Origin of the sequence: Collinsella tanakaei YIT 12063 (assembly GCF_000225705.1) — a bacterium.
GTDB classification, from domain to species: Bacteria; Actinomycetota; Coriobacteriia; order Coriobacteriales; family Coriobacteriaceae; genus Collinsella; species Collinsella tanakaei.
This window is the reverse complement of record NZ_JH126468.1, coordinates 1-19,875: the sequence shown is the minus strand read 5'-3', so window position 1 is coordinate 19,875 and position 19,875 is coordinate 1. Positions and strand designations below refer to the sequence as shown.

20 protein-coding genes are annotated in these 19,875 nt (G+C 62.0%); 15 read left to right on the top strand and 5 right to left on the bottom strand.

The window, feature by feature from the left end; genetic code table 11:
- The first annotated feature begins 230 nt into the window (after positions 1 to 230).
- From rsxC to HMPREF9452_RS11745, 6 genes are read left to right on the top strand one after another with little or no spacing between them, the layout of a single operon-like run.
- Positions 231 to 1,568, top strand: coding sequence for an electron transport complex subunit RsxC (gene rsxC / locus HMPREF9452_RS03415; RefSeq protein WP_009140712.1), 1,338 nt, complete (start codon positions 231 to 233; stop codon positions 1,566 to 1,568).
- 3 nt (positions 1,569 to 1,571) lie between these two features.
- The gene (locus tag HMPREF9452_RS03410; protein ID WP_009140711.1) at positions 1,572 to 2,495 is read left to right on the top strand and encodes an RnfABCDGE type electron transport complex subunit D; all 924 of its coding nucleotides are present in this window, start codon (positions 1,572 to 1,574) and stop codon (positions 2,493 to 2,495) included.
- On the top strand, positions 2,482 to 3,066 hold the full coding sequence (locus HMPREF9452_RS03405; protein ID WP_009140710.1) for an FMN-binding protein: 585 nt from the start codon (positions 2,482 to 2,484) through the stop codon (positions 3,064 to 3,066). The genes HMPREF9452_RS03410 and HMPREF9452_RS03405 overlap by 14 nt, the downstream gene beginning before the upstream one ends.
- 1 nt (position 3,067) lies before the next feature.
- A complete protein-coding gene (locus tag HMPREF9452_RS03400; RefSeq protein ID WP_009140709.1) occupies positions 3,068 to 3,715 on the top strand; it encodes an Rnf-Nqr domain containing protein in 648 nt (215 codons plus the stop codon).
- Positions 3,715 to 4,311 (top strand): Rnf-Nqr domain containing protein, encoded by a 597-nt coding sequence (locus HMPREF9452_RS03395; protein ID WP_009140708.1) that lies wholly within the window; start codon positions 3,715 to 3,717, stop codon positions 4,309 to 4,311. The genes HMPREF9452_RS03400 and HMPREF9452_RS03395 overlap by 1 nt, the downstream gene beginning before the upstream one ends.
- A 12-nt stretch (positions 4,312 to 4,323) precedes the next feature.
- Complete coding sequence (locus HMPREF9452_RS11745) at positions 4,324 to 4,500, top strand: hypothetical protein (protein WP_009140707.1); 177 nt, start codon at positions 4,324 to 4,326, stop codon at positions 4,498 to 4,500.
- A gap of 263 nt (positions 4,501 to 4,763) precedes the next feature.
- On the opposite strand, the gene HMPREF9452_RS03390 is transcribed toward HMPREF9452_RS11745, so the two are convergent.
- Entirely contained in the window at positions 4,764 to 5,525 is a 762-nt protein-coding gene (locus tag HMPREF9452_RS03390) for an SDR family NAD(P)-dependent oxidoreductase (protein WP_009140706.1), read from the bottom strand.
- Positions 5,526 to 6,113: 588 nt separating this feature from the next.
- Here HMPREF9452_RS03390 and HMPREF9452_RS03385 point away from each other — a divergent pair.
- The 7 genes from HMPREF9452_RS03385 (at position 6,114) to HMPREF9452_RS03355 (ending at position 16,353) form a co-directional block, all read left to right on the top strand.
- Positions 6,114 to 6,812 carry a helix-turn-helix transcriptional regulator gene (locus HMPREF9452_RS03385; protein WP_009140705.1) on the top strand — a complete coding sequence of 233 codons (699 nt, stop codon included), beginning with the start codon at positions 6,114 to 6,116 and terminating at the stop codon, positions 6,810 to 6,812.
- A 156-nt stretch (positions 6,813 to 6,968) separates the two neighbouring features.
- On the top strand, positions 6,969 to 9,182 hold the full coding sequence (gene ligA, locus HMPREF9452_RS03380; protein WP_050797625.1) for an NAD-dependent DNA ligase LigA: 2,214 nt from the start codon (positions 6,969 to 6,971) through the stop codon (positions 9,180 to 9,182).
- Positions 9,183 to 9,304: 122 nt separating this feature from the next.
- A complete protein-coding gene (locus HMPREF9452_RS03375) occupies positions 9,305 to 10,801 on the top strand; it encodes an ATP-binding protein (RefSeq protein WP_009140703.1) in 1,497 nt (498 codons plus the stop codon).
- A gap of 77 nt (positions 10,802 to 10,878) precedes the next feature.
- Complete coding sequence (locus tag HMPREF9452_RS03370; protein ID WP_009140702.1) at positions 10,879 to 11,769, top strand: formate/nitrite transporter family protein; 891 nt, start codon at positions 10,879 to 10,881, stop codon at positions 11,767 to 11,769.
- A gap of 243 nt (positions 11,770 to 12,012) precedes the next feature.
- Complete coding sequence (locus HMPREF9452_RS03365) at positions 12,013 to 14,559, top strand: hypothetical protein (protein ID WP_009140701.1); 2,547 nt, start codon at positions 12,013 to 12,015, stop codon at positions 14,557 to 14,559.
- 78 nt (positions 14,560 to 14,637) lie between these two features.
- Positions 14,638 to 15,435, top strand: coding sequence for an ATP-binding cassette domain-containing protein (locus HMPREF9452_RS03360; protein ID WP_009140700.1), 798 nt, complete (start codon positions 14,638 to 14,640; stop codon positions 15,433 to 15,435).
- Between the two features lie 15 nt (positions 15,436 to 15,450).
- A complete protein-coding gene (locus HMPREF9452_RS03355) occupies positions 15,451 to 16,353 on the top strand; it encodes a hypothetical protein (protein ID WP_009140699.1) in 903 nt (300 codons plus the stop codon).
- A 71-nt stretch (positions 16,354 to 16,424) separates the two neighbouring features.
- Here HMPREF9452_RS03355 and yihA read toward each other — a convergent pair whose 3' ends face one another.
- Positions 16,425 to 17,018, bottom strand: coding sequence for a ribosome biogenesis GTP-binding protein YihA/YsxC (yihA, locus tag HMPREF9452_RS03350; RefSeq protein WP_009140698.1), 594 nt, complete (start codon positions 17,016 to 17,018; stop codon positions 16,425 to 16,427).
- Between the two features lie 42 nt (positions 17,019 to 17,060).
- On the bottom strand, positions 17,061 to 17,879 hold the full coding sequence (locus HMPREF9452_RS03345) for a 5'-methylthioadenosine/S-adenosylhomocysteine nucleosidase (RefSeq protein ID WP_009140697.1): 819 nt from the start codon (positions 17,877 to 17,879) through the stop codon (positions 17,061 to 17,063).
- A 128-nt stretch (positions 17,880 to 18,007) separates the two neighbouring features.
- Between HMPREF9452_RS03345 and HMPREF9452_RS03340 the strand changes: the two genes are divergently transcribed.
- On the top strand, positions 18,008 to 18,427 hold the full coding sequence (locus tag HMPREF9452_RS03340) for an MFS transporter (protein WP_009140696.1): 420 nt from the start codon (positions 18,008 to 18,010) through the stop codon (positions 18,425 to 18,427).
- A 6-nt stretch (positions 18,428 to 18,433) separates the two neighbouring features.
- Here the strand turns inward: HMPREF9452_RS03340 and HMPREF9452_RS03335 are convergent, their stop codons facing one another.
- Together HMPREF9452_RS03335 and HMPREF9452_RS03330 are read right to left on the bottom strand one after the other, a co-directional pair.
- Positions 18,434 to 18,922 carry a HipA N-terminal domain-containing protein gene (locus tag HMPREF9452_RS03335; protein ID WP_009140695.1) on the bottom strand — a complete coding sequence of 163 codons (489 nt, stop codon included), beginning with the start codon at positions 18,920 to 18,922 and terminating at the stop codon, positions 18,434 to 18,436.
- Positions 18,922 to 19,344: a helix-turn-helix domain-containing protein gene (locus tag HMPREF9452_RS03330; protein ID WP_009140694.1), complete on the bottom strand. Its 423-nt coding sequence runs from the start codon at positions 19,342 to 19,344 to the stop codon at positions 18,922 to 18,924. Before HMPREF9452_RS03330 ends, HMPREF9452_RS03335 begins: the two co-directional genes overlap by 1 nt.
- 189 nt (positions 19,345 to 19,533) lie before the next feature.
- Between HMPREF9452_RS03330 and HMPREF9452_RS03325 the strand changes: the two genes are divergently transcribed.
- On the top strand, positions 19,534 to 19,875 hold a 342-nt coding region (locus HMPREF9452_RS03325), incomplete at its 3' end, for an IS110 family transposase (RefSeq protein WP_009140204.1).

The following is a 19,875-nucleotide window of genomic DNA, read 5'->3' as shown; positions in this document are numbered from 1 at the left end:
GCAAACAGTAAGCGCAAGGCTGCGCATCAAGAAAGATAATCGCCAAAGAACTCGCTTGGTACGGCTGTATCGAGCGAGTTCTTTTTCTTTTAGAGCATTATTCTAATTCTCGAATAATGGTACGTGTTTAAATGATGAAGAAAAGCATCTAGAATAGAACGTTGGACTTTGTTGTTCTGCAACAGCTCGCTGCGGCGGAACAGAAGAGGAAGAGGAGCGAAAGGGGAGTAATGTTCTCTCTTCATAAGACGCTGGGCGGCGTCCATCCGCCCCAGTGCAAGGACACGCGGGATTGTCCCTGCACGTGGATCGAGCCCCCAAGTAAGGTTCGCATCCCGCTGAACATGCACATCGGCGCCCCGTGCACCCCGTGCGTCGAGGTTGGAGACCACGTCTACATCGGCACGCTGATCGGAACGGGCGAGGGCCTTTACGCCCCCATCCATGCGAGTGTTTCCGGTACGGTCACCTCCGTTGCCACCGAGAAGCTGCCCACCGGCGCCACCGCGCCCGTAGTCGAGATCACCTCGGACGGCAAGATGGAAAACGACCCCGCGCTCGAGGTCCCCACCTACTCCACCAAGGACGAGTTCATCGCCTGCGTCCGCAACTCCGGAGTGGTTGGTCTGGGCGGCGCCTCGTTCCCCACGTGGTTCAAGATGCAGGCGCCCGCTGGCAAGAAGTTCGAGTTTGTGGTCGTTAACGCCATGGAGTGCGAGCCCTACATCACTAGCGACTACCGTCAGATGATCGAGCACGCCGAGCGCGTGATCGACGGCGTGGTCCGCATCTCGCGCGCGCTCGAGATCCCCGCCGTGGTCATCGGCGTCGAGGACAACAAGCCCGAGGCGGTCGATTCCCTCAACAAGGCGATCGCCGAGAAGGGCGTTTCTGACCTGGTCGAGGTCCTCATGGTTCCCACCAAGTACCCCGCTGGCGGCGAGAAGGTCCTGATCGAGGCCACGACCGGCCGTGCCGTCCCCGCCGGCGGCCTGCCCATCGATGCCGGCTGCCTGGTGCTCAACGTCACCACGGTTTCCCGCGTCGAGGAGTATTTCCGCTACGGCGTGCCGCTGGTTCGCCGCACCATCACCCTTGCGGGCGATTGCGTCGCCAACCCCGGCAATTACCGCGTGCCCCTGGGCATGAGCGTTCGCGACGTTATCGAGGCTACGGGCGGCCTGGTGAAGGATCCCAAGAAGATCATCATGGGCGGACCGATGATGGGCCGCACCATCACCAATATCGATTGCCCCATCCTGAAGGCGAACAACGCGATCCTCTGCCTTGACAAGGAGGCGGAACTGCCCGAGGAGTCCCCGTGCATCCGTTGCGGCCGCTGCGTGCGCGTGTGCCCGTTGGGCCTCATGCCCTACGCGCTCGACCCCGCCAGCCGTCGACATGATGCGGTGGAGCTGGACGAGCTCGCCGTCATGAACTGCATGGAGTGCGGCTCCTGCGCGTTCACCTGCCCTGCCCACAGGCGTATCACCGCCTCGATCCGCGAGGGCAAGGCGGTCTATCGCGGCGAGGTCGCGCGCCTCACCCAACCTGCGAAGGAGGCGTAACGTATGAATCTCATCTCTGAGGATTCCCCGCACTTCCATGGCAGCGCATCCACGTTCAAGATCATGGGCGCCGTCTGCCTGGCGTTGGTGCCCACGCTGATCGCCGCCACCTGGCTCTACGGCCTGGGCGCCCCGTTGCTGGTGCTGGTGTGCATCGCCACCGCCCTGGTGAGCGAGCATCTGTGCTGCGCCATCATGCACCGCGAGTCCACGGCGGGCGATATGTCCTGCGTGGTCACCGCCATGCTGTTCGCCTTCACCCTGCCCGCGACCTGCCCGTTTTGGGTTGCCGTCCTGGGCACCGCGTTCGCAATCGTCGTCGTCAAGATGATGTTCGGCGGCATCGGCAACAACTTTGCCAACCCCGCGGTCGCCGCGCGCATCTTCGTGATGGTCGCGCTGCCCAGCGCCCTGTCCTCCTACCCGGACGTCGCCGGCAAGCCGCTTGACGCCATCACCGGCGCCACTCCGCTGGCGATGGAGTCCAACCCCTACAGCATCATGGATATGCTGCTGGGCAACCACGCCGGCGCCTTGGGCGAGACCTGCATCATCACCCTGCTCGCCGGTTATCTGTTCCTGCTGGCCATCAAGGTGGTCGACGCATGGGCGACCCTGCCCTTCATCGGCACCGTTGCCGTCGTCATGGGCCTTGCTGGCGAGGACGTGGTCTTCCAGCTGCTCTCCGGTGGCTTGGCCCTGGGCGCCTTCTTCATGGCGACCGACTACACCACCACCCCGATGACGCCCAAGGGCAAGATCATCTTCGGTATCGGTTGCGGCCTCATCACCTCCTTGGTGCGCTTGTTCGCCGCCGCTCCCGAAGGCGTTGCCTTCTCGATCCTGTTCATGAACATGTTCGTGCCGCTAATCGATCGCTATACCCGTCCCCGTCCGGTGGGAGGTGTGAAGAATGCCCTCGTCTAACTCCTGGCTTTCGCGCCATCGCAACGGCGCCTTCTACACGCTCGCGCTCATTTTGGTCGCCACGCTGGTGTGCGGCGGCGTGACCGCTGCGGTTCATTGGGGCATGACCGATGCCTTCGCCGAGGCCGACGCCAAGCTCGATGAATCCAAGGGCGGCGCCCAGCGCGCGCTGCTGTTCCCGGATGCCACCTTTGAGAAGGTGTCCGCCCCCGCCGTCGAGGGGCTTGTCTCCGTGTATAAGACCGATTCCGGCGATTACGTTTTCGATGTCGCCTCCAAGGGCTACCACGGCGACGTCGAGGTTATGGTTGGCATCACGTCTGCCGGCAAGGTCGCCGGTATCCAGGTTGTCGCCGAGGACGAGACCGATGGTATCGGTACCAACGCCCTGACCGAGGACTACTTCGGCACCTTTACCGACCTGGACGCTTCCGGCGTGCTTACGGTCGAGGAGCCCGGCAGCGGCGAGACCAAGGTCGACGGCGTCTCCGGCGCGACCTTCACCACTAAGGCTGTCGTCGCCGACCTCAACATCGCCTTCGAGGCGTATGCGCAGATGGGAGGCAAATAAGATGGCTTTGAACCAGAACGTCATCCGCGAGCAGGACGAGCGCATCGCCGACTTTGTCCGTACGCCCACCTTTGTGGTTACTGCCGCAGCCCTGCCGGGCCTCTTTGTGGCCACCTCCGTTGTCAACGGTGCCGCCATCGGCATCGCGACCGCCGTCGCCATCCTTGCCATGGCGCTGATCGCTCCTGTGACCCGTCGCTTTACCGGCGCGTTCTCCTACCTGCCCGTGACGCTGCTTGCCGGCGCCATGGTTTCGGTGCTGGTGAGCTTTGCCGTGCGCGTGGTCGAGCCCGCCGTGCACGAGGCGCTTGGCATCTACTTGCCGCTTACCTGCGTAAACGCCATGGCAGTGGCCTTTGTCGCCCGTGAGGGCTTCTCCGCGCAGCCGGCTTCCAAGTCTTCGCTTGGCACCGCCGCCTTCGCCGCCGTGTGCGCTTTCGCGACGCTTACCTTTGTGGGCTTCATCAACGGCATGCTCAGCACGGGCGAGGTCTTTGGCCTTACCATGCCCGAGCTCGCCGCTTCTCCCTTGTCCATCTTCGGCAAGCCCGCCGGCTCGCTGCTGGTCTTGGCCCTGGTTGCCACCTTTGTCCAGTCCATCTGCGACGTGCGCGCCAAGTCCGCAGCTGCTAAGGAGGGTGAGCGCTAATGGAATTCCTCAACGCTCTGTTCACCGCTGCGTTCGATAACAACATCGTCTTCGCGCAGCTCATCGCCATGGTCTCCGTGATTCTGCTCGCCCAGCGCCCGCAGGATGCCATTCGCATGGGCGGTCTTCTGGGTATCTCCGTAGCGGTTGCCGGCGTTATCTGCTGGCCGCTTTACGCGGGCTTCCTGCTGCCTTGGGGTGTGTCCTATCTTGCTCCCCTTGGCTGCGTGCTCGCCAGTACCGGCGCCATCTTTGTGGGCGGCACCATCATGGGTGCGGGCAAGCCTTCCGAGGAGCGTACCCGCATTCTGCGCGCCTGCACCATTTTGGCCTGCAACGCGGCCGTTTTGGCCGTGCCGCTTTCCCAGGGCGCCATGGCGGATACCATGACCTTCTCGTCCGCTCTCGGCGCTTCCGTTGGTGCGGGCTTTGGTCTGTTCTTGGCCGTCGTCCTGTTCGCCTTTGTCCGTAACGGCATCGATGAGCGCTTGGTTCCCCATGCGCTTCGCGGCCTTCCCATCACGCTGATCACCGCCTCGCTGATGGCGCTTGCCTTCACGGGCGTCGCGGGCATCGCCGGCGGACTGTTTGTGTAAGGGGGATTGAAGATGACCGATCCTTTCATCATGGTTGGCGTCCCGCCCATCCTGCTCGCCATTATCGGCGGCGGCGTGGCTCTCGCCCTGTGCATCTGCGCGGGCGTGAACAACTTCGCTGATCGCCGCGAGGCACGCGCCGAGGCGGAGGCCGAAGAGACCGCTGCTGTGGAGGCAGAAGAGGCCTAAGGCTTTGCTCGTCCCGCATATCTTGTGAAAAGAAGCGCTCCTGGAATTATCCGGGGGCGCTTTTTGGTTGACATCTCAATTGGATGCGCAATCAAATCTGCAGGTACATAAGGTATGCAAAGACGAGAGGCGCTAGAAGAACTAAGCGAGCTGATCCTAACCGTTAGAAGGTAAAAGAGGGCCCCTTGCGGGTCCCTCTTTCAGAGTGAATGAGATGCGAATCGATGAGTCGGACGGGTGCGCGAAGAGCTCCCGCGGGCCCGTTACGGCATGATGCTGTTGGCGCCGTCGACGATGACACTCTGTCCGGAGAAATAGCAGGAGTCCGGACCGGCGAGGAAGGCGACGACGGGGGCGATGTCTGCCTCGGGATCGCCAAAACGCTTCATGGGGTTAAGGTTGACCTGCTTAGCGTATTCCTCTGGGAATTTCTCGGCCCAAGCCTTAGCTGCGGGCGATTCGGCGCCGGGCAGCACGATGTTCACGCAAATGCCGTACTGGCCCCACTCCTTGGCGGCAATCTTGGTCAAACCGCGCAGGGCTTCCTTGTTGGAGCCGTAGGCGAGCTGGCCGGCGATGCCGAACATGCCGGTGGCCGAAGCGAAGTTGATGATGCGGCCCTCGTGCTGCTCCTTCATGTAGGGGAAGGCGGCCTGCATATAGTTGAGGGAGCCGATAACGCCGGACTGCCATGCCTTGAGCATGTTCTCGTACTCGGTATCCTCGACGGGCTGGGAGGGCACGATCGCCTGTCCGTTGTTGACGATGACGTCGATGGAGCCGAAGGTGTCGATGGCAGTCTTGACCACCTCGAAGACGCGCTCGCGGTCTGCGGAGTCGCAGCTCATGGCCAGGCCGTCGCCGCCCAGCTCCTTGATTTCCGCAATGGTTGCCTCGATGGGCTCCAGGCGGCGGCCTGTGGCGACGATCTTGACGCCGCGCTTGGCCAGGCACAGGGCGATGCCCTTGCCGATGCCCTGGCCGGCGCCGGTTACGATCGCGACCTTCTCGTTCAACTGCTTCATGGTTGATCCTCTCCCTCTCGAGATATGTTGCCGCCGAGACCCCGCGGGTCTCCACGCGCAAGCAACAATCAATAGTCTACAGGTGGTTTTGGCACGAGCTCGCGCACGCCGTCGAAGCGCGGGGCGGGCGGCGAGACGTCTTTCGACTATCGGTTTGTCAAGAGCTGGAGTGTAAGGCGTATGATTTAGGGCGTTGTTTTGCTCCCGGGTCGATGCGCCGCGCAGTTCTTGCGGATAAGCGCATCAATTTTTGAAAATGCTAAGTATACAAAAACGGTAACATATTGTATTTGTTTGAAAAACGCTCCATGTACAGGGTGACTACTCGAGGAAAAATCAAAAACGATGCAATTATCCTCAAGAACTGCGCACGGGTCCTTTCGGCGGCTATGGGGCCTATGGGCGGAGCTGTTGTCGCTGTTCGAAAAAATGCCTGATAAATAGGGGTGTAAAAGGATTTATACAGATCGATAGCGATTGCGTGGTACAAAGAGCGCCACCGCGCGGGTATAGTGTGCGCAACGAAAGACGCCGAAGACCGCTTGGTTTTCAAAGGCGGCACGTCGGAAGATTGATGAGGGGGTTGCGATGACAAAGAGCGACCAACATGCGGCAACGGCAGCGGCGGAGCTTCCAAAGGACGTGACGCGCACCAAGGAGAATCCCATCGAGTCCGCGGTGGGAGCACGCATCCGTTGTTTGCGCGAGGCCGCCGGCATGTCCCAAGGCGAGCTAGCTTCGCGTGTGTTCGTATCGCGCCAAACGGTTATCAACTGGGAAAAGGGCAAGACCTTGCCGGACATCGAGAGCGTGAAGCTCCTTTCTGCCGCCTATGGCATAACGATTGACGCGCTGCTGGACGAGCGGTCGGAGGAATATCTGCGCCAAACGGAACGCGATCGTCGAACCATCTTGCTATCGCTTGCGAGTAGCTTGGTATACATTCTTGCGGGTCTTACGGGAATGGTTGTTGTTTCATTGTCATATCAGTTCCTCAATTGGGATACGGCCCATGTCATTTCGAACGTTGAGGCGGCGCTCCGATTCTGCCTCATGGTTCCTTGGTCCGTGCTGGCATTCAGGGCAAACGCTATTAGAAACGAGCGTCAAATCAGAAGCGCAGTGGATACCATGGCGTTCCTAGAAGGGTATAAGCCCGGCAGCGCGTTGCCGCAGACGTTTTTATGGCGGCGCCTTTTGCCCCATTGGACGGCTATTATGGTTGCTACCTGGGTGGTCATTTTGTTCCTCGTCTTCGCTCCACTGTTCGCGCTGAAGATGGTGTGAGGGCGCGACGCGGTGCTACAAGGGATGGTTTTGCGTTGGATGCGCCCTTTGATTCGGGCGTCTCTCCTTCCGCGTGATGGTACCCTGTAAGGGTTGAAAACAGGTACCAAGGAGGCACGCGTGTCAGAGCAGCAGAGCTTGTTCGGTGATTTGGCAATGGACAATGAAACTCGGGCGCAGCAGGCGGCTTCTGGAGCCCCGGCCGCGACCGCGCAGCAAGGCGACCGCGCTAAGGCGGCGGAGCGCGCGGCGGAGCTTCGCCACCTGCTCGACTACCACGCGTATCGTTATTATGCTTTGGACGCCCCGGAGATCACGGACGCGGCGTTCGACAAGCTGCTGGTAGAGCTCCAACAGATCGAGGCCGCATATCCCGATCTGGTGACGTCCTCCTCCTACACGCAGCGCGTGGGCGGTTTTGTAGATGCTGAGCAGTTCACGCCCGTCACGCACATGGCGCGCATGTATTCCATGGATGATGCCATGAACCTGGAAGAGCTGGATGAGTGGCTCGACCGCACGGAGGCTGCGCTGGGTGCCGGCAACGTCGCGTATACCTGCGAACTTAAGATCGACGGCCTGGGCGTGGCTATCACGTATCAAGACGGTGCCTTTGTTCGCGCGGCGACGCGCGGCGACGGCACCACGGGCGAGGATGTTTCGCTGAACGTCCGCACCATCAAGGACGTACCCATGCATCTCTCCGAGGCCGCGCTGGAGCACATGGCCGCTGATCGCTCTACGCCCATCGAGGTGCGTGGCGAGGTCTATATGCCCAAGGGCAGCTTCATGCGTCTCAACGACGAGGCCGATGCCGAGGGGCGCGACCCCTTCGCCAACCCGCGCAACGCCGCCGCGGGCAGCCTGCGTCAGAAGGACCCCAAGGTCACGGCCAAGCGCGACCTTGCTACCTTCATCTACGCCATCGCGGACACCGCGCCGCTGCACGTGGATTCGCAGCACGAGTTTCTCGACTGGCTGCGTAGCGCCGGTTTCTCCGTCAACCCCAACGTGGCCCGCTGCACCACGCCCGCGGCCGTGCACCAGTTCTGCGCGGACGCCCTGGCGCATCGCAGCGACCTGGACTATGACATTGACGGCGTAGTGGTCAAGGTCGACAGCTTCACCCAGCAGGGCGACCTAGGCTTCACCGCCCGCGCGCCGCGCTGGGCCATCGCGTTCAAGTTCCCGCCGGAAGAGAAGACCACCGTGCTGCGAGAGATCCGCATCCAGGTTGGCCGCACCGGCGTGCTCACCCCCGTGGCGGAGTTCGACCCGGTGACCGTCGCCGGCTCCACCATCGCCCGCGCCACGCTGCACAACATCGACGAGATCCGCCGCAAAGACGTTCGTGTGGGCGATACCATCATCGTCCATAAAGCGGGCGACGTGATCCCCGAGGTAGTGGGTCCCGTGCTGGATAAGCGCTGGCCCGATTCGGTCGAGTGGGACATGCCTACCGAGTGCCCCGCCTGCGGAAGTCCCGTGGTGCATGAGGACGGCGAAGTGGCCTACCGCTGTGTGTCGCTGGATTGCCCCGCACAGCTCAAAGAGCGCCTGATCCACTGGGTCAGCCGCGGCTGCATGGACGTTGACGGCGTGGGCGAGGAGCTGGTCGATAAGCTGGTCGAGGCCGGGCTGGTGCATGACGTCGCGGACTTCTACCAGCTGGATGTCGATACCGTCGCCGCGCTGGACACGGGCCGTACCTACGCAACCTCCAACGCCAAGAAGGGCGTGGCTGCGGGCGACCCCATCCCTGTGGGCCCCACTATCGCCGCCAAGGTCATAGACCAGCTGAACCAGTCCAAGCAGCAGCCGCTGGGCCGCGTGCTGTTCGCGCTGGGCATCCGCCACGTGGGCAAGTCCGTGGGCGAGGTGCTGGCACAGCGCTTCCTTACCATCGACGCGCTGGTGCAGGCAAGCGAGGAGGACATCGCCGGCTGCGAGGGCATCGGCCCCAAGATCGCCGCCAGCGTCAAGCAGTTCTTGGCGGTCCCTGAGAACCTGGAGGTCTTGCAGCGCTTGCGCGACGCAGGCCTTTCGCTTGAGGAGGATTTGGGCGCCGCCGCGGCGCGCGTGGCCCAGCAGACCGGCGTGGACGCGGATTTGGCGGCGGAGCACCCGCTCGAGGGCCTTACCTTTGTGCTCACCGGAACGTTGGAGCTTCGCACGCGCGACGAGGCCGGAGCGGCCCTTAAGGCGCTGGGCGCTAAGGTGACGGGTTCGGTTTCTAAAAAGACCAGCTATCTGGTAGCGGGTCCCAAGGCGGGCTCCAAGCTTACCAAGGCGGAGAGCCTGGGCGTGCCCGTTTTGGACGAGGCCCAGCTGGAGCAGATTCTCACTACTGGCAAGGTGCCGCAGGAGTAGGGAGCAGCGCGTCCGCCTCATTTTCCGCGTCATCTCATCATCATTGACGCAAACTGACTATCTAACGCATCTATCGGGTAGAGTGATAGATATAGTATCTAACGCGTTAGATAGGGGTGCGGATGAAGATGGTGGAAAGCGAGGGGTGCGAGTTCAAGCGCTCCGTCACTCCTCGTCTTGCAAGGGAAGTCATAGCGTTCTTGAACGGTCGCGGCGGCGTCATATACGTAGGTGTTGAAGATGATGGCACCGTTTCCGGCGTGGGCGATTCTGCCGCTGCGATGCTCGCCGTTGAAAGCATGGTGCGAGACGCCATCCAGCCAGATGCCACGGAATTGATGAGATGCAGCGTTGTGTACGGCACCGGCCTCAGCGAGGAGCGGCATTCGAACGGCGAGGCACAGTGCGTTCGCATCGACGTCTCCGCGGGGGTGTCCAAGCCTTACTTCCTGCGGTCAAAGGGGCTGACTCCGCATGGCGTCTACGTTCGCCAGGGAACATCGTCGATTCCCGCAACCAATACCGCGATTCGCAGAATGGTGCGCGAAGCGGATGGGGAGCGTTTTGAGGACCTGCGTTCGCTTTGCCAAGACCTCACGTTCGAGAAGGCCCAAAGCCTATTTAAAGCGAACGACGTTGCGTGGGGAACGTCGCAAATGCGATCGTTTGGGCTCTTAAGCGATGATGGGGTTTTCACCAATCTCGCGCTACTGCTTTCCGACCAATGCCCGCCGTATCTCAAGGCGGCGTGGTTTGACGGTACGGCGGCAGGTCAGTTCTCGTTCAGAAATAGGGACGAGTTCACCGGCTCGATATTCCAGCAGTTGGAAGACGCGTTTAGATTTATCGATGATCGAAATAACCTGGCGTCTAAAATCGAGGGTCTCGAGCGCATCGATATTCGCGACTATCCGGTGGACGCCGTGCGCGAGGCGCTGATCAACGCGGTTGTCCATCGCGAGTATTCCTTTAGCGATGCAACGTTGGTGAAGATGTTCGATGACCAAATGCAAATCGTCAACTTGGGCGGCTTGCCAGACGGCATTGAGCTGCAAGACATCGCGGCAGGAGTCTCAAGGCTTCGAAACCCTAAGCTCGCAGGGGTGTTTTTTAGATTGAAGTTGATTGAGGCATACGGTACGGGCATAGCGAAAATACGGTCTGCATATCGCTACGATGTCAAAAGGCCCCAGATCTCGTTCTCTAAAGGCGCCTTCACTATCGCGCTTCCTAATCGTTCATACAAGAATGCGTTGTCGAGCGAGAAAGATGCGGCAAGGTTGGCATTGCGGGGTGCGGGGGAGCCCTTCGAGGTTTCTGGCGAGGGGGCGTCTTCGCTCTGGTTGAGGAGTCGTACCGCCGCCGGCGAGCCAAGCCCGCGTAACGCGTTGCGCGAAGAGGGCGGCAGCAAGCGCGCATTGGCTTCGTTTGACTTGAGCGATATCGAGCGCACTGTCCGCTTCATCGAAGTCGAGGGCGAGGTGACGCGTAAGCAGATAGAAGAGCTTCTTGGCGTAGGTCAGACCACGGCGGGCAAGGTCTTGCGTGGTCTGGCAGAAGACGGCGTTATCGTCCAAGAGGGGCGAGGACCTTCAACGCGCTATCGGTTGGCTGGTTAGCTGCGCTCTGCAATCTGTGCCGCCACGGCAAGGTTCGGTATACTTCTTGTGCTTGATTCAAATCACAGGAGGTACCCATGCCCGTCGAGCCCAAGCCGATGCACGACTTGCCCGCCCATCACCTGGTCCCGGACGCCCTTACGCCGGAGCAGATCGAATCCAAGGCGGAGCACGTCGCCATCAGCAAAGCGAACATGCCCCTCATCAAGCTCTTTGTCCTCGCCATGTTCGCGGGCGCGTTCGTAGCGTTGGGTGCGGCGTTCTTCACCGTGGTTATGGGGGACGCGCAGATGGGTTTCGCGGCGCAGCGCGCGCTGGGCGGTCTATGCTTCTGTCTTGGCCTTGAGCTGGTGCTTCTGTGCGGCGCGGAGCTTTTTACGGGCAACGCCCTCATGGTGTTGGGCAAGGCGTCCGGCAAGATTTCCGGACGAGGGCTGGCTCGCAACTGGTCCATTGTCTGGCTGGGCAACTTTGTGGGCGCCCTTATGCTGGCGGCGCTCATCTTTATGTCGAACTTGCAGGGCATGAACGGCGGTGCCGTGGGCGATGCGATGGTATCCCTGGCCGTTGGCAAGGTCACACCCGCATGGCACACGCTGTTCTTCAAGGGCGTGCTATGCAACCTGCTGGTTTGCCTTGCCGTGTGGATCGGTTTTGGCGCGCGTACCACGGCGGACAAGGTTCTCGGCATCATTCTGCCCGTTTCGGCCTTTGTGGTGATGGGCTTTGAGCACTGCGTCGCCAATATGTTCTTCCTACCCATGGGTCTCGCCGCCAAGGCTGCCGGCTTTGGGACGGCGGTCGCGGGCGTGGAGTCGCTCACCGCGGGCTCCATGCTCTACAACCTGTCTGCCGCCACGCTGGGTAACATCGCGGGCGGTATCCTCATCGTTGGCGTCGGTTATTGGATCGCCTACGGCCGCGAGGCCCACAAGCATGAGACCGAGGTCGAGAAGCTGGCCGAGTAGCGGTAAAGGTTCCTCAAACAAATCAGCCGTATTGACGGGTTCGCTGTGGCGCTATCTTGCTGCGACGAACCCGTCTTTATTTGTTGAGATGCAGCCGGGTGCAAAGTGACGAACGACCGCACGCGCGACCATGCTGACCACTCGTCCTCCCAAGTCGCTTTAGCGTGCTAGTGTGATATGTTGACATCATCATTGGGCGCGGACGCCCGCGTGCGCGCGAACGCGAGGGGAGGCGCAGGCAGTATGTTCGGACGCATTTTCAGCACCATCGCCAAGCGCGTCGCATCGTCGCGCCTGCTGCTTGTGCTCATCATCGTCCTGCAAGTGCTCTACCTGTTGCCCGCGCTTAAACAAACAACCATGGGCGGCTGGCAAGACTCAATCGCATCGACTGAGGTCGAGTCCATTCGCATGTACCGCTCCAGCCAGTCGCTCGACCTAAACGGATATCCAGAAGACGACGCGGTGGGATCGTGGCACCGTGCGAACGATATCAAGATGGCGCGGGCGGCGGATAAGCTGCTCGACCGCTGGGACGCGGGCGATGCGAACGGCTACTTCGCCGCCGCGGCGGAGTATTACCAGATGAGCGCCAAGGTGCAAGGCTACGCGGGTTCCGTTTACAACCTCGATCGCGCGGCGTTTTACCAGGCTCTGGCAGACTCCGGCGCCACGCAGGCCTATGCGGTGTCTAGTGATGCGCCGGCGCTCCTGTACGCCGCCATGGGTGGCAAGGGCCTCTTCATGTTTCCCAGCGGCGCCATGCCTATTGTCTACTCATCGCAAGGTGACGGCATCTATAGGTATAACAGCCAGGTCGAGCTGCTCTTTTGGACGGTGCCGCCGCTGGCGGTATGCGTGCTTGGCGCCTCGACCCAAACCAAGCAGCGCCTTATGACGCAGGCTCCGTTGGGCGCGCGCCGCCGCATGCTCTACGGAGCGGCTTCCTCTGCCTTGCTGGCCCTTGCCGTCTTGGCCCTTATCTGCGCACCGACGTTGATCTTGCAGGCGGTTCGCGCGGGTGTGGGCGATGCGTCCTATCCCGTGGTGGTGGGGTCCGGTGCTTCGCTGGTGGTCTCCACGGTGGGGGAGGCGCTGCTTAAGTCCGCCGTGCTCTACGTGTTGATCGCATCGATGTTCTCGCTGCTGGCGCACCTCAGCGCGTCGGTGTTCGATTCCGTGGCGCCGGCGGTGGTCGCATCGTTGTGCATGATGGCGCTGCCTTTGGCACCGGGCTACTACGGCGAGTTCTCGTCCTATCGCGAAGTCGCGCCCTGGCTGCCCTCCACGTATCTGTGGGTGGAATACGCCGCGGGCTCCATCGATTCGGCTATGATGCCCGGCGCGCGGCCCCTGCTGGGCGTCTCCTTTGTTCGCGGTTGCGTGTCGCTTGGCGCCGCGACGTTCGCGCTTTCCGCTTTGCTCGCGCTGCTGGCTCCGGCGGGCGCGCTGGTGAGTTGGTCCTCGCGCCTGCGCCGCGCCGCTTCTCACCGCACGGGTTCGCGTGATACGGCGATGGACAAAGGTGCTGCGAGCGCCGGCATGGCGGCGGGGTCATCTCATTCCCCATCGTCCTCTTCCCGCCCTGCGCTCCCAACATTCTCGTCCCTTTCCGTCTTCGCATCCTACACTGCCGCGTTGGCGCGCATGCTGCTCAGCGGTCCGGCGCTCTACGCGCTCGCCCTTATCATGGCGGCGGCGTTAGTGGTCCCCGCGGTGTTCTCGGTCGATACGAACGTGCGCGACTTCTCGGTCGAGTCCTACAAGAACATGCAGCTTCGCCAGCTCTACGCGCAGCTTGAGTCCGGCGCATATGCGCATGATTCGGACGAGTACCATATGCTGCAGCGCCAGGCGGATGCATTGAGTGGCTACGTGTATAGCGAGACCTCAGCCAAGGGGTACGCGAGTTTGGCGGAGTATGAGCGCCTGCGGCTTGAGGCGGCGGACCTGCCGGCCCTTGCCCAAAACGACCCCGTGGGCGACCCCTTGCGCGTGGAAGCGAAGATCGCCCTGCTTGAAGGATTGGCGGCGTCTGACCAGCTTGAGCTTTACAACATGAGCACCCGCATGCCGGGATCCTTCTACCTGTCGTTTGTGTTTGGCGCAGCGCCCTTCGCGTTTTGGCTGGCGCCCGCATGCGTGACGGCGCTGTTGATTGCGCGACATCGCTGCCGCGGATCGCTTATCCAGCAGGCGCCCGTTTCCTTTACGGTCGAGCTGGGGGCGGGCTGCGTGGTGGCGTCCGCCATCGCGCTTGCTGTGCTGGCGCTGGTTGTTATTCCGGGGACCGCGTACGCCACCATGCGCAACGGCGTGGGCGAGATGGGCTATCCCGTGGTGTTCATCCAGAGCGGCGGCGTGGTGGCTACCACCGTAGCGAGCGCCCTTATGTCCGGCGCCGGCGTGCAGGCGCTAGCCAGCGCGTTTGTGGTGGTGTTCCTGGCCTGCATAGAGCGGGCGACCAGGAGTTTCCGTAGCGTGTGCGTCGCTGCTGCGGCTACGTTGGCATTGGCAGCGCTCGCCGCCAACGCGTCTGCGTTGGCGCCTGCGGATAGCATCGCCTCGGTGGCCCTGGGGTGGCTACCGCTTACGTATCTGGATGTGGCGCGCGTGGTCGGCACCGCAGGTTACGGCCTTATCTCCGGCTGCGGCGTCTCCGCCTTTGCGGCCTGCATCGTGCTGGCGGCCTCCTTGCCGGTCATGGTCGCCGCGGCGTACATGGTTGTCCGTGCGCAACGCGCCCGGTCCCTGCGCGTGCGCGATTCCTCTTGCGTGATTAGAATCTGATATTCGTCCAACTTGGCGGCAGCGCTGGCTGCAAGGCGATGGCCAAGACGATATTGGACCTCAATCACGGGAGCGCTCATGCTTTCTGTTACAAATCTCACCCTGTCCTACGGTGGACGCGTGCTGCTGCAGAACGTGTCTTTCGACCTTGAACCAGGTTGCATCATGGGCCTGGTGGCGCCCAACGGCTACGGCAAGACCACGCTGCTCAAGGCCATGGCCAACATCAAGGCAGCTCGCGTCACGGGCGCAATCGCGGTGGACGATCTTCCTGCCAACCAGGTTGCCCGCCGCCGTGCGCGCGTGTTCTACGCCCCGGGCGAGGGCACCTTACTTTACCCGGGCATGACCGTGGGCGACCACCTGGCCATGACGCGCAAGCTGTGGCGCTCCCAGAGCTCCATCGACGACGTCGCCCGCGCCTGCAGGGTCGACGGCTTTCTCAGCAAGCGGGTCCGCGCGTGCTCTCAGGGCATGCGCCAGCAGCTCACGCTGGCCATCGCCTATATGACGGGGGCGCGCTACCTGCTGCTAGACGAGCCCATGAACGCGCTGGATCCCACTAACGTGCAGCTCAATTCCGCCATCATGCGTTCGCTGGCCCAGCGGGGGACGGGCATCATCATGTCGTCCCACATCCTTGATAACGTGGACCAGCTCAGCGACAAGATTCTCTTTGTAAAGGACAAGGGGCTGGTGCTGTTCGGCCCGTCAGCGCCCGCCGCGCCGGCTTCGACAGCGTCGCCTTTGTCGTCCGCGTCGGCTTCAACCGCGGCATCGCCCGCGCACGCCGCGCCGAGCGCCGGGGCTCACTTTGCTTCCGGCCCCGCCTGCGCCTCCAAGGCGATCGATATCTATAACGAACTCTACCTGTAGCATAAGGAGATTGAGATGAAGGAAATGATGGGGGCAAAGAGCCCTTCGGCTTTGTGGACGGCCGAGATTTCGCGGCGCGGTTTGCTGTGCGCGGCGGGTTCGCTGGCGCTTGCGTCGCTGGCGGGTTGCTCGCGCGGCACCGCGGGCGGAAGTTCCGGCAAGGGCTTGGCGGGCAACGGCGACGACGATCCTTCCGACCTCTCCGACGTTACCATCACCATCGAGCCGCCCGCCCCGGCAAGCGAGGTCATTATGGTCGAGAACGCCTGCCGCTTGGCGGAGGGCGAGCCCACGGCGGAGGACACCTTGCTACGGGCGTTGGAGTACAGCGAGCCGGCGTTTAGCTTGGCAGATAGGCTGCCAGATGGTATGACGCGCGGCGACGTCTACTATTTCGATCTGATGGGGATGGGCGCGGGCACGGTAAAGAGCTCGCAGATGCCCTGCGATGTAGCGGAGGACACCACGTTGCCGGAAGGGTTCACCTATCTGGTGGTGGACGTTTCCATTCGCAATCCGCTGGATGAGAAGGTCAACTTCAACACGGCAGGTTGCATGTTGGGCGTCTATAGCGCAAACGACGATCCGGCGCTTACGTTTGAGGGAATCGACGCCAATACGTACCCGCGCACGGAGTTTGACCAGGTGGGCTACGCGGGCGAGGGCGCCTTCAGCATTTTCACGGGTGCTGACAATCCCTTGTGGGTGAGCGGTTACGATGGGCCGGGTGCCATGCAGCCGGGAGATCCCGTTGGTGATTTCTGGCGCGATTTGTGGATCATTCCGCAGAAGCGCTATCAGTTCTACTACGTGGTGTCGGATGAGGACCTGCAGCGCGAGGGCCTTTCCTGGCTTATCAGCCCTCGTCCGGATATCGATGGCGCGCGAACGTACGCATATAAGGTTGAGCTCGCGTAGGCAGCGACAAGCCGAGGCTGGCTGCGCCGAGCAGTAGGGGCGGCGGCTGACCGCGGGAGGCTGCGGCGGGTTTACTCGTCCAAACAATGCTCCGCGATACGGCGCTTCAGCTCGTCGATGCCCGCGCCGGTCTGCGAAGAGGTGACAAAGATCTGCTCGGCGGGCAGTTCCAGCTGCTTGCGGATGCTTGCCAGCTGGCGGGCCTGCTGGGCGCGGCTGAGCTTGTCCGCCTTGGTGAGTGCCACCACAAAGTTGAACTCGTTCTCGCGCAGGTAATCGACCATCTCGAAGTCGAGCTTGCTGGGATCGTGGCGAATGTCGACCAGAGAGACCACCAGGTTGAAGCTGCGCTCGCTCTCAAGAAAATCGCCGATAAGAACGGCCCAGCGGTCGCGCTCCGCCTTGGAACGCTGGGCGAAGCCGTAGCCGGGCAGGTCTACAAAGTGGATGCCGTCCGCTTCGAAAAAGTTGATGTTGGCGGTCTTGCCGGGGGTGCTTGATACCTTGACCAGGCCCTTGCGGCCAAACAGCTTGTTCATGATGGAGGACTTGCCCACGTTGGAGCGACCCACAAAGCTGACTTCCGGGCAGGTAGAGGGTGGAATCTGCGACGCCTTGCCGTAGCTGGCGACAAAGTGGGCGAGGTTGTAGTTGATGTTTGCCATGGGTTCTCCTGAGGGTAGGGGCGAGGCCTGGGTTTGGGAGCCTTAGCGGCTCTCGAGACCCAGCTTGGCGGCCAGGCGGCGGACGATGGCCAGGGTGAGGGCGCTGGCGGAGCGGGCGTAGTCCTCAAGGTCGAATTCGCGCTCGCACAGGGCGTCGTAGGATTCGTCGCAGTTATCGGAGATGGCGCGCAGCACCAGGCAGTCGATGCCGTTTTTGGCGGCGACGTGCGCGATGGCGGCACCCTCCATTTCGGCGCAATCTGCCTGGGTTACGGCGACTACCTGGTCTCGAAGTTCCTTGCCGGAGATGAAGCGATCGCCGGTGGCGATGGTTCCGCGCAGGTAGCGGCGGGGCTCCGCATCGGTGTTGTTGCGGCGGAAGAAGGAGGCGTCGGCGACGGATCGCGCCTGGGTGCCCTGTGCGATCTCCTCATCCGAAAGGTTGGCATCCATAAAGCCGTGCGAGATCAGGGTCTCCTCTGCAAGGTCTACCAGGAAGTCGGTGGATTCGAATTCCTCTAGACCGGGCTTGGATTCGGCAATCAACGCGGTGTCGGTATCGATGTAGCGCAGGCGCTCGCCGATCACTACGTCATCGATGTGCAACGCGGGGTTGAGGCCCCCGGCGATGCCGCTGAAGATGATGGCGTTGGCGTTGTACTTGGAGATGAGGTGCTGTGCGGCGGCCGCGGCGTTGACCGTGCCCATGCCGGCGGTGGTGCTCACGATGTTGAAGCCGTGGTACTCGCCGCCGATGATCTTAAGGCCGGCTTCCTCGCATACGGTGCCGTGCTCGATGGAGGTATAGATCTGGCGAACCTCTTTCTCCAGGGCGCCGATGATCGCGATGGTTGGTGTCATAATGCTCCTCGCAGGTAGGTGCTGTTTTTTGCTTTGCCTATGGTACCAGCACCGCGTGGAAAAAATGCGATGCGAATGGCGGGCACTCAAGTCGTTCGCGTTGGCTATGGCAGCTAGGGGGCGCCGGTGTGCACCGCCTGGCGGTCTCTATCGCGGTGTGCTCCGCGCTTGTGGCCATGCTGCCGCGTACGGGAGAGACGGATGAGCCGGCGACCGTTCGAGACCAGATCGGCCTTTTGGGCGAGCCCCAGCTGCTGGTGGGCATGGCCATCTTCATCTTTGGCGTAGGCGGCGTGTATGTGCTCTCGGTACCGTGTATCTCCATGTTCATGCGCGTCGCGCGGCAGCGCCACCCCAAGGCCATGATGCTTGCGAGCTCCGTCGAGCCCACGGCGTTCAACATTGGCATCAGCTTTGGAACGGCGGTGGGGTCCGCGGTGGTGGCGGGGCCCGGTATGGCGAGTGCGGGCGTGGTGGGCGCCGTCTTCTCGCTGGTGGCATGCGCGCTTACGCTGCTGACCATGCGAATCGATCGTCGACGCGGGTAGTCAACGCTATGCCAAGGCGAATTTGCCCTGATTGCCGCCGAGCGACCAGCTCTCATTCTTTCCCAGCCATGTAGCGTCATCATCGTCTCGCACGGATTTAAGGCGCAGGGCGATCTGGTGGTTTGATAGCGGTTTATATGTGGCGGGACGAGGGCCGGCGATACTCTGGTCCCTGTTTTGAGACAGTGGAAAGAACTGTACGCCGCCAGGGCAATCGAGTCCAATATGCTCAAGCATAGCGATGGCGTTGTTAGGACGGATGCCGAACTCTCGTGCGATGGCGCTGCGTTGCCGCTCGCTATCCGGCAGCAAGCCAAAGAGGTAGGGAAGCAGTTCGGTGTTGTGGAAGGACTGGTTTTTGAGGGGCAGCGCAATGGAAAGCGGGGCCCCATGGTAAGAGGGATCGTACACGAAATGCGCGATTCCCTGTTGATCTTGCCAGAGCGTGCCCGCTACCTGGCCGTTGATTGTCGCTTGCGAGTAGATGGATGCCATTAGAAACCTCCTCGCTGCCAGTCCTCGGGCTCTTGGGGAGTCTCAGCGCTAGCGTAGGGCAGCGGATCGGTGGTGTTGCCGGTGATGTGCCTAAACAGCTCGTCATAGGTTGTGGGCCGTGGCTCCTTTTGCGGTGGGCCGTCGGGTGCGACAGCTTTAAACTGCGGATCCGCCTGCACGGAGAGGGATATGCCCAGCGATTCGAGTATCGAGAGCAGCTTGTCGAGGCGGATGCCGGGCGCTGTCTCTACTTCGAGTGCGATGATGGAACGCTCGGAAACTCCGCAAAGCCATGAGAGCTGCCGCTGCGTAAGGCCTTGGCGCTTGCGGGCCTCGCGCACGTATATGCCGACCTGGCGGGGGATAACAATATCCATGGGCCCATCGATGAGGTGGGCGTAAGGATTGGTGACATCGTCCATAAGCAGACTTTCTTGAGTGCAGACTTTTGCATATCAGTCTATCTGCAAAAGTCTGCAGATAGGGATGGACGAGACGATATGAGTTGAACATTGGGAGCCCCTCCCCTTGCAGCTCTATCGTGGGTCGGGCGACAATGGTCGTAGCGCCAACCGTGGCCGCGCGCCACATGCGACGGAGAGGGGCCCGCCATGTCCAATTATGTCACAGCCATCGGTCTCGACGTCCACGCGAGGAGCATCTCCGCATGCGCCTTCGACCCCATGACCGGCGAGGTGTCCCGCGCAAGGTTCGGATACGACCCCGCGTCGGTCGCCGAGTGGGCACTGGGGTTCGAGTCGCCCAAGGCGGTGTACGAGAGCGGCCCGACCGGCTTCCACCTCTGCCGCGCCCTGAGGGCGCTCGGCGTCGACTGCGCCGTAGGCGCCGTCTCCAAGATGCACCGGCCGGCCGCCGACCGCGGGCGCAAGAACGACCGGCGCGACGCCGAGTGGCTCGCCAGGCTCCTCGCCTGCCGCAACGTCGTCGAGGTG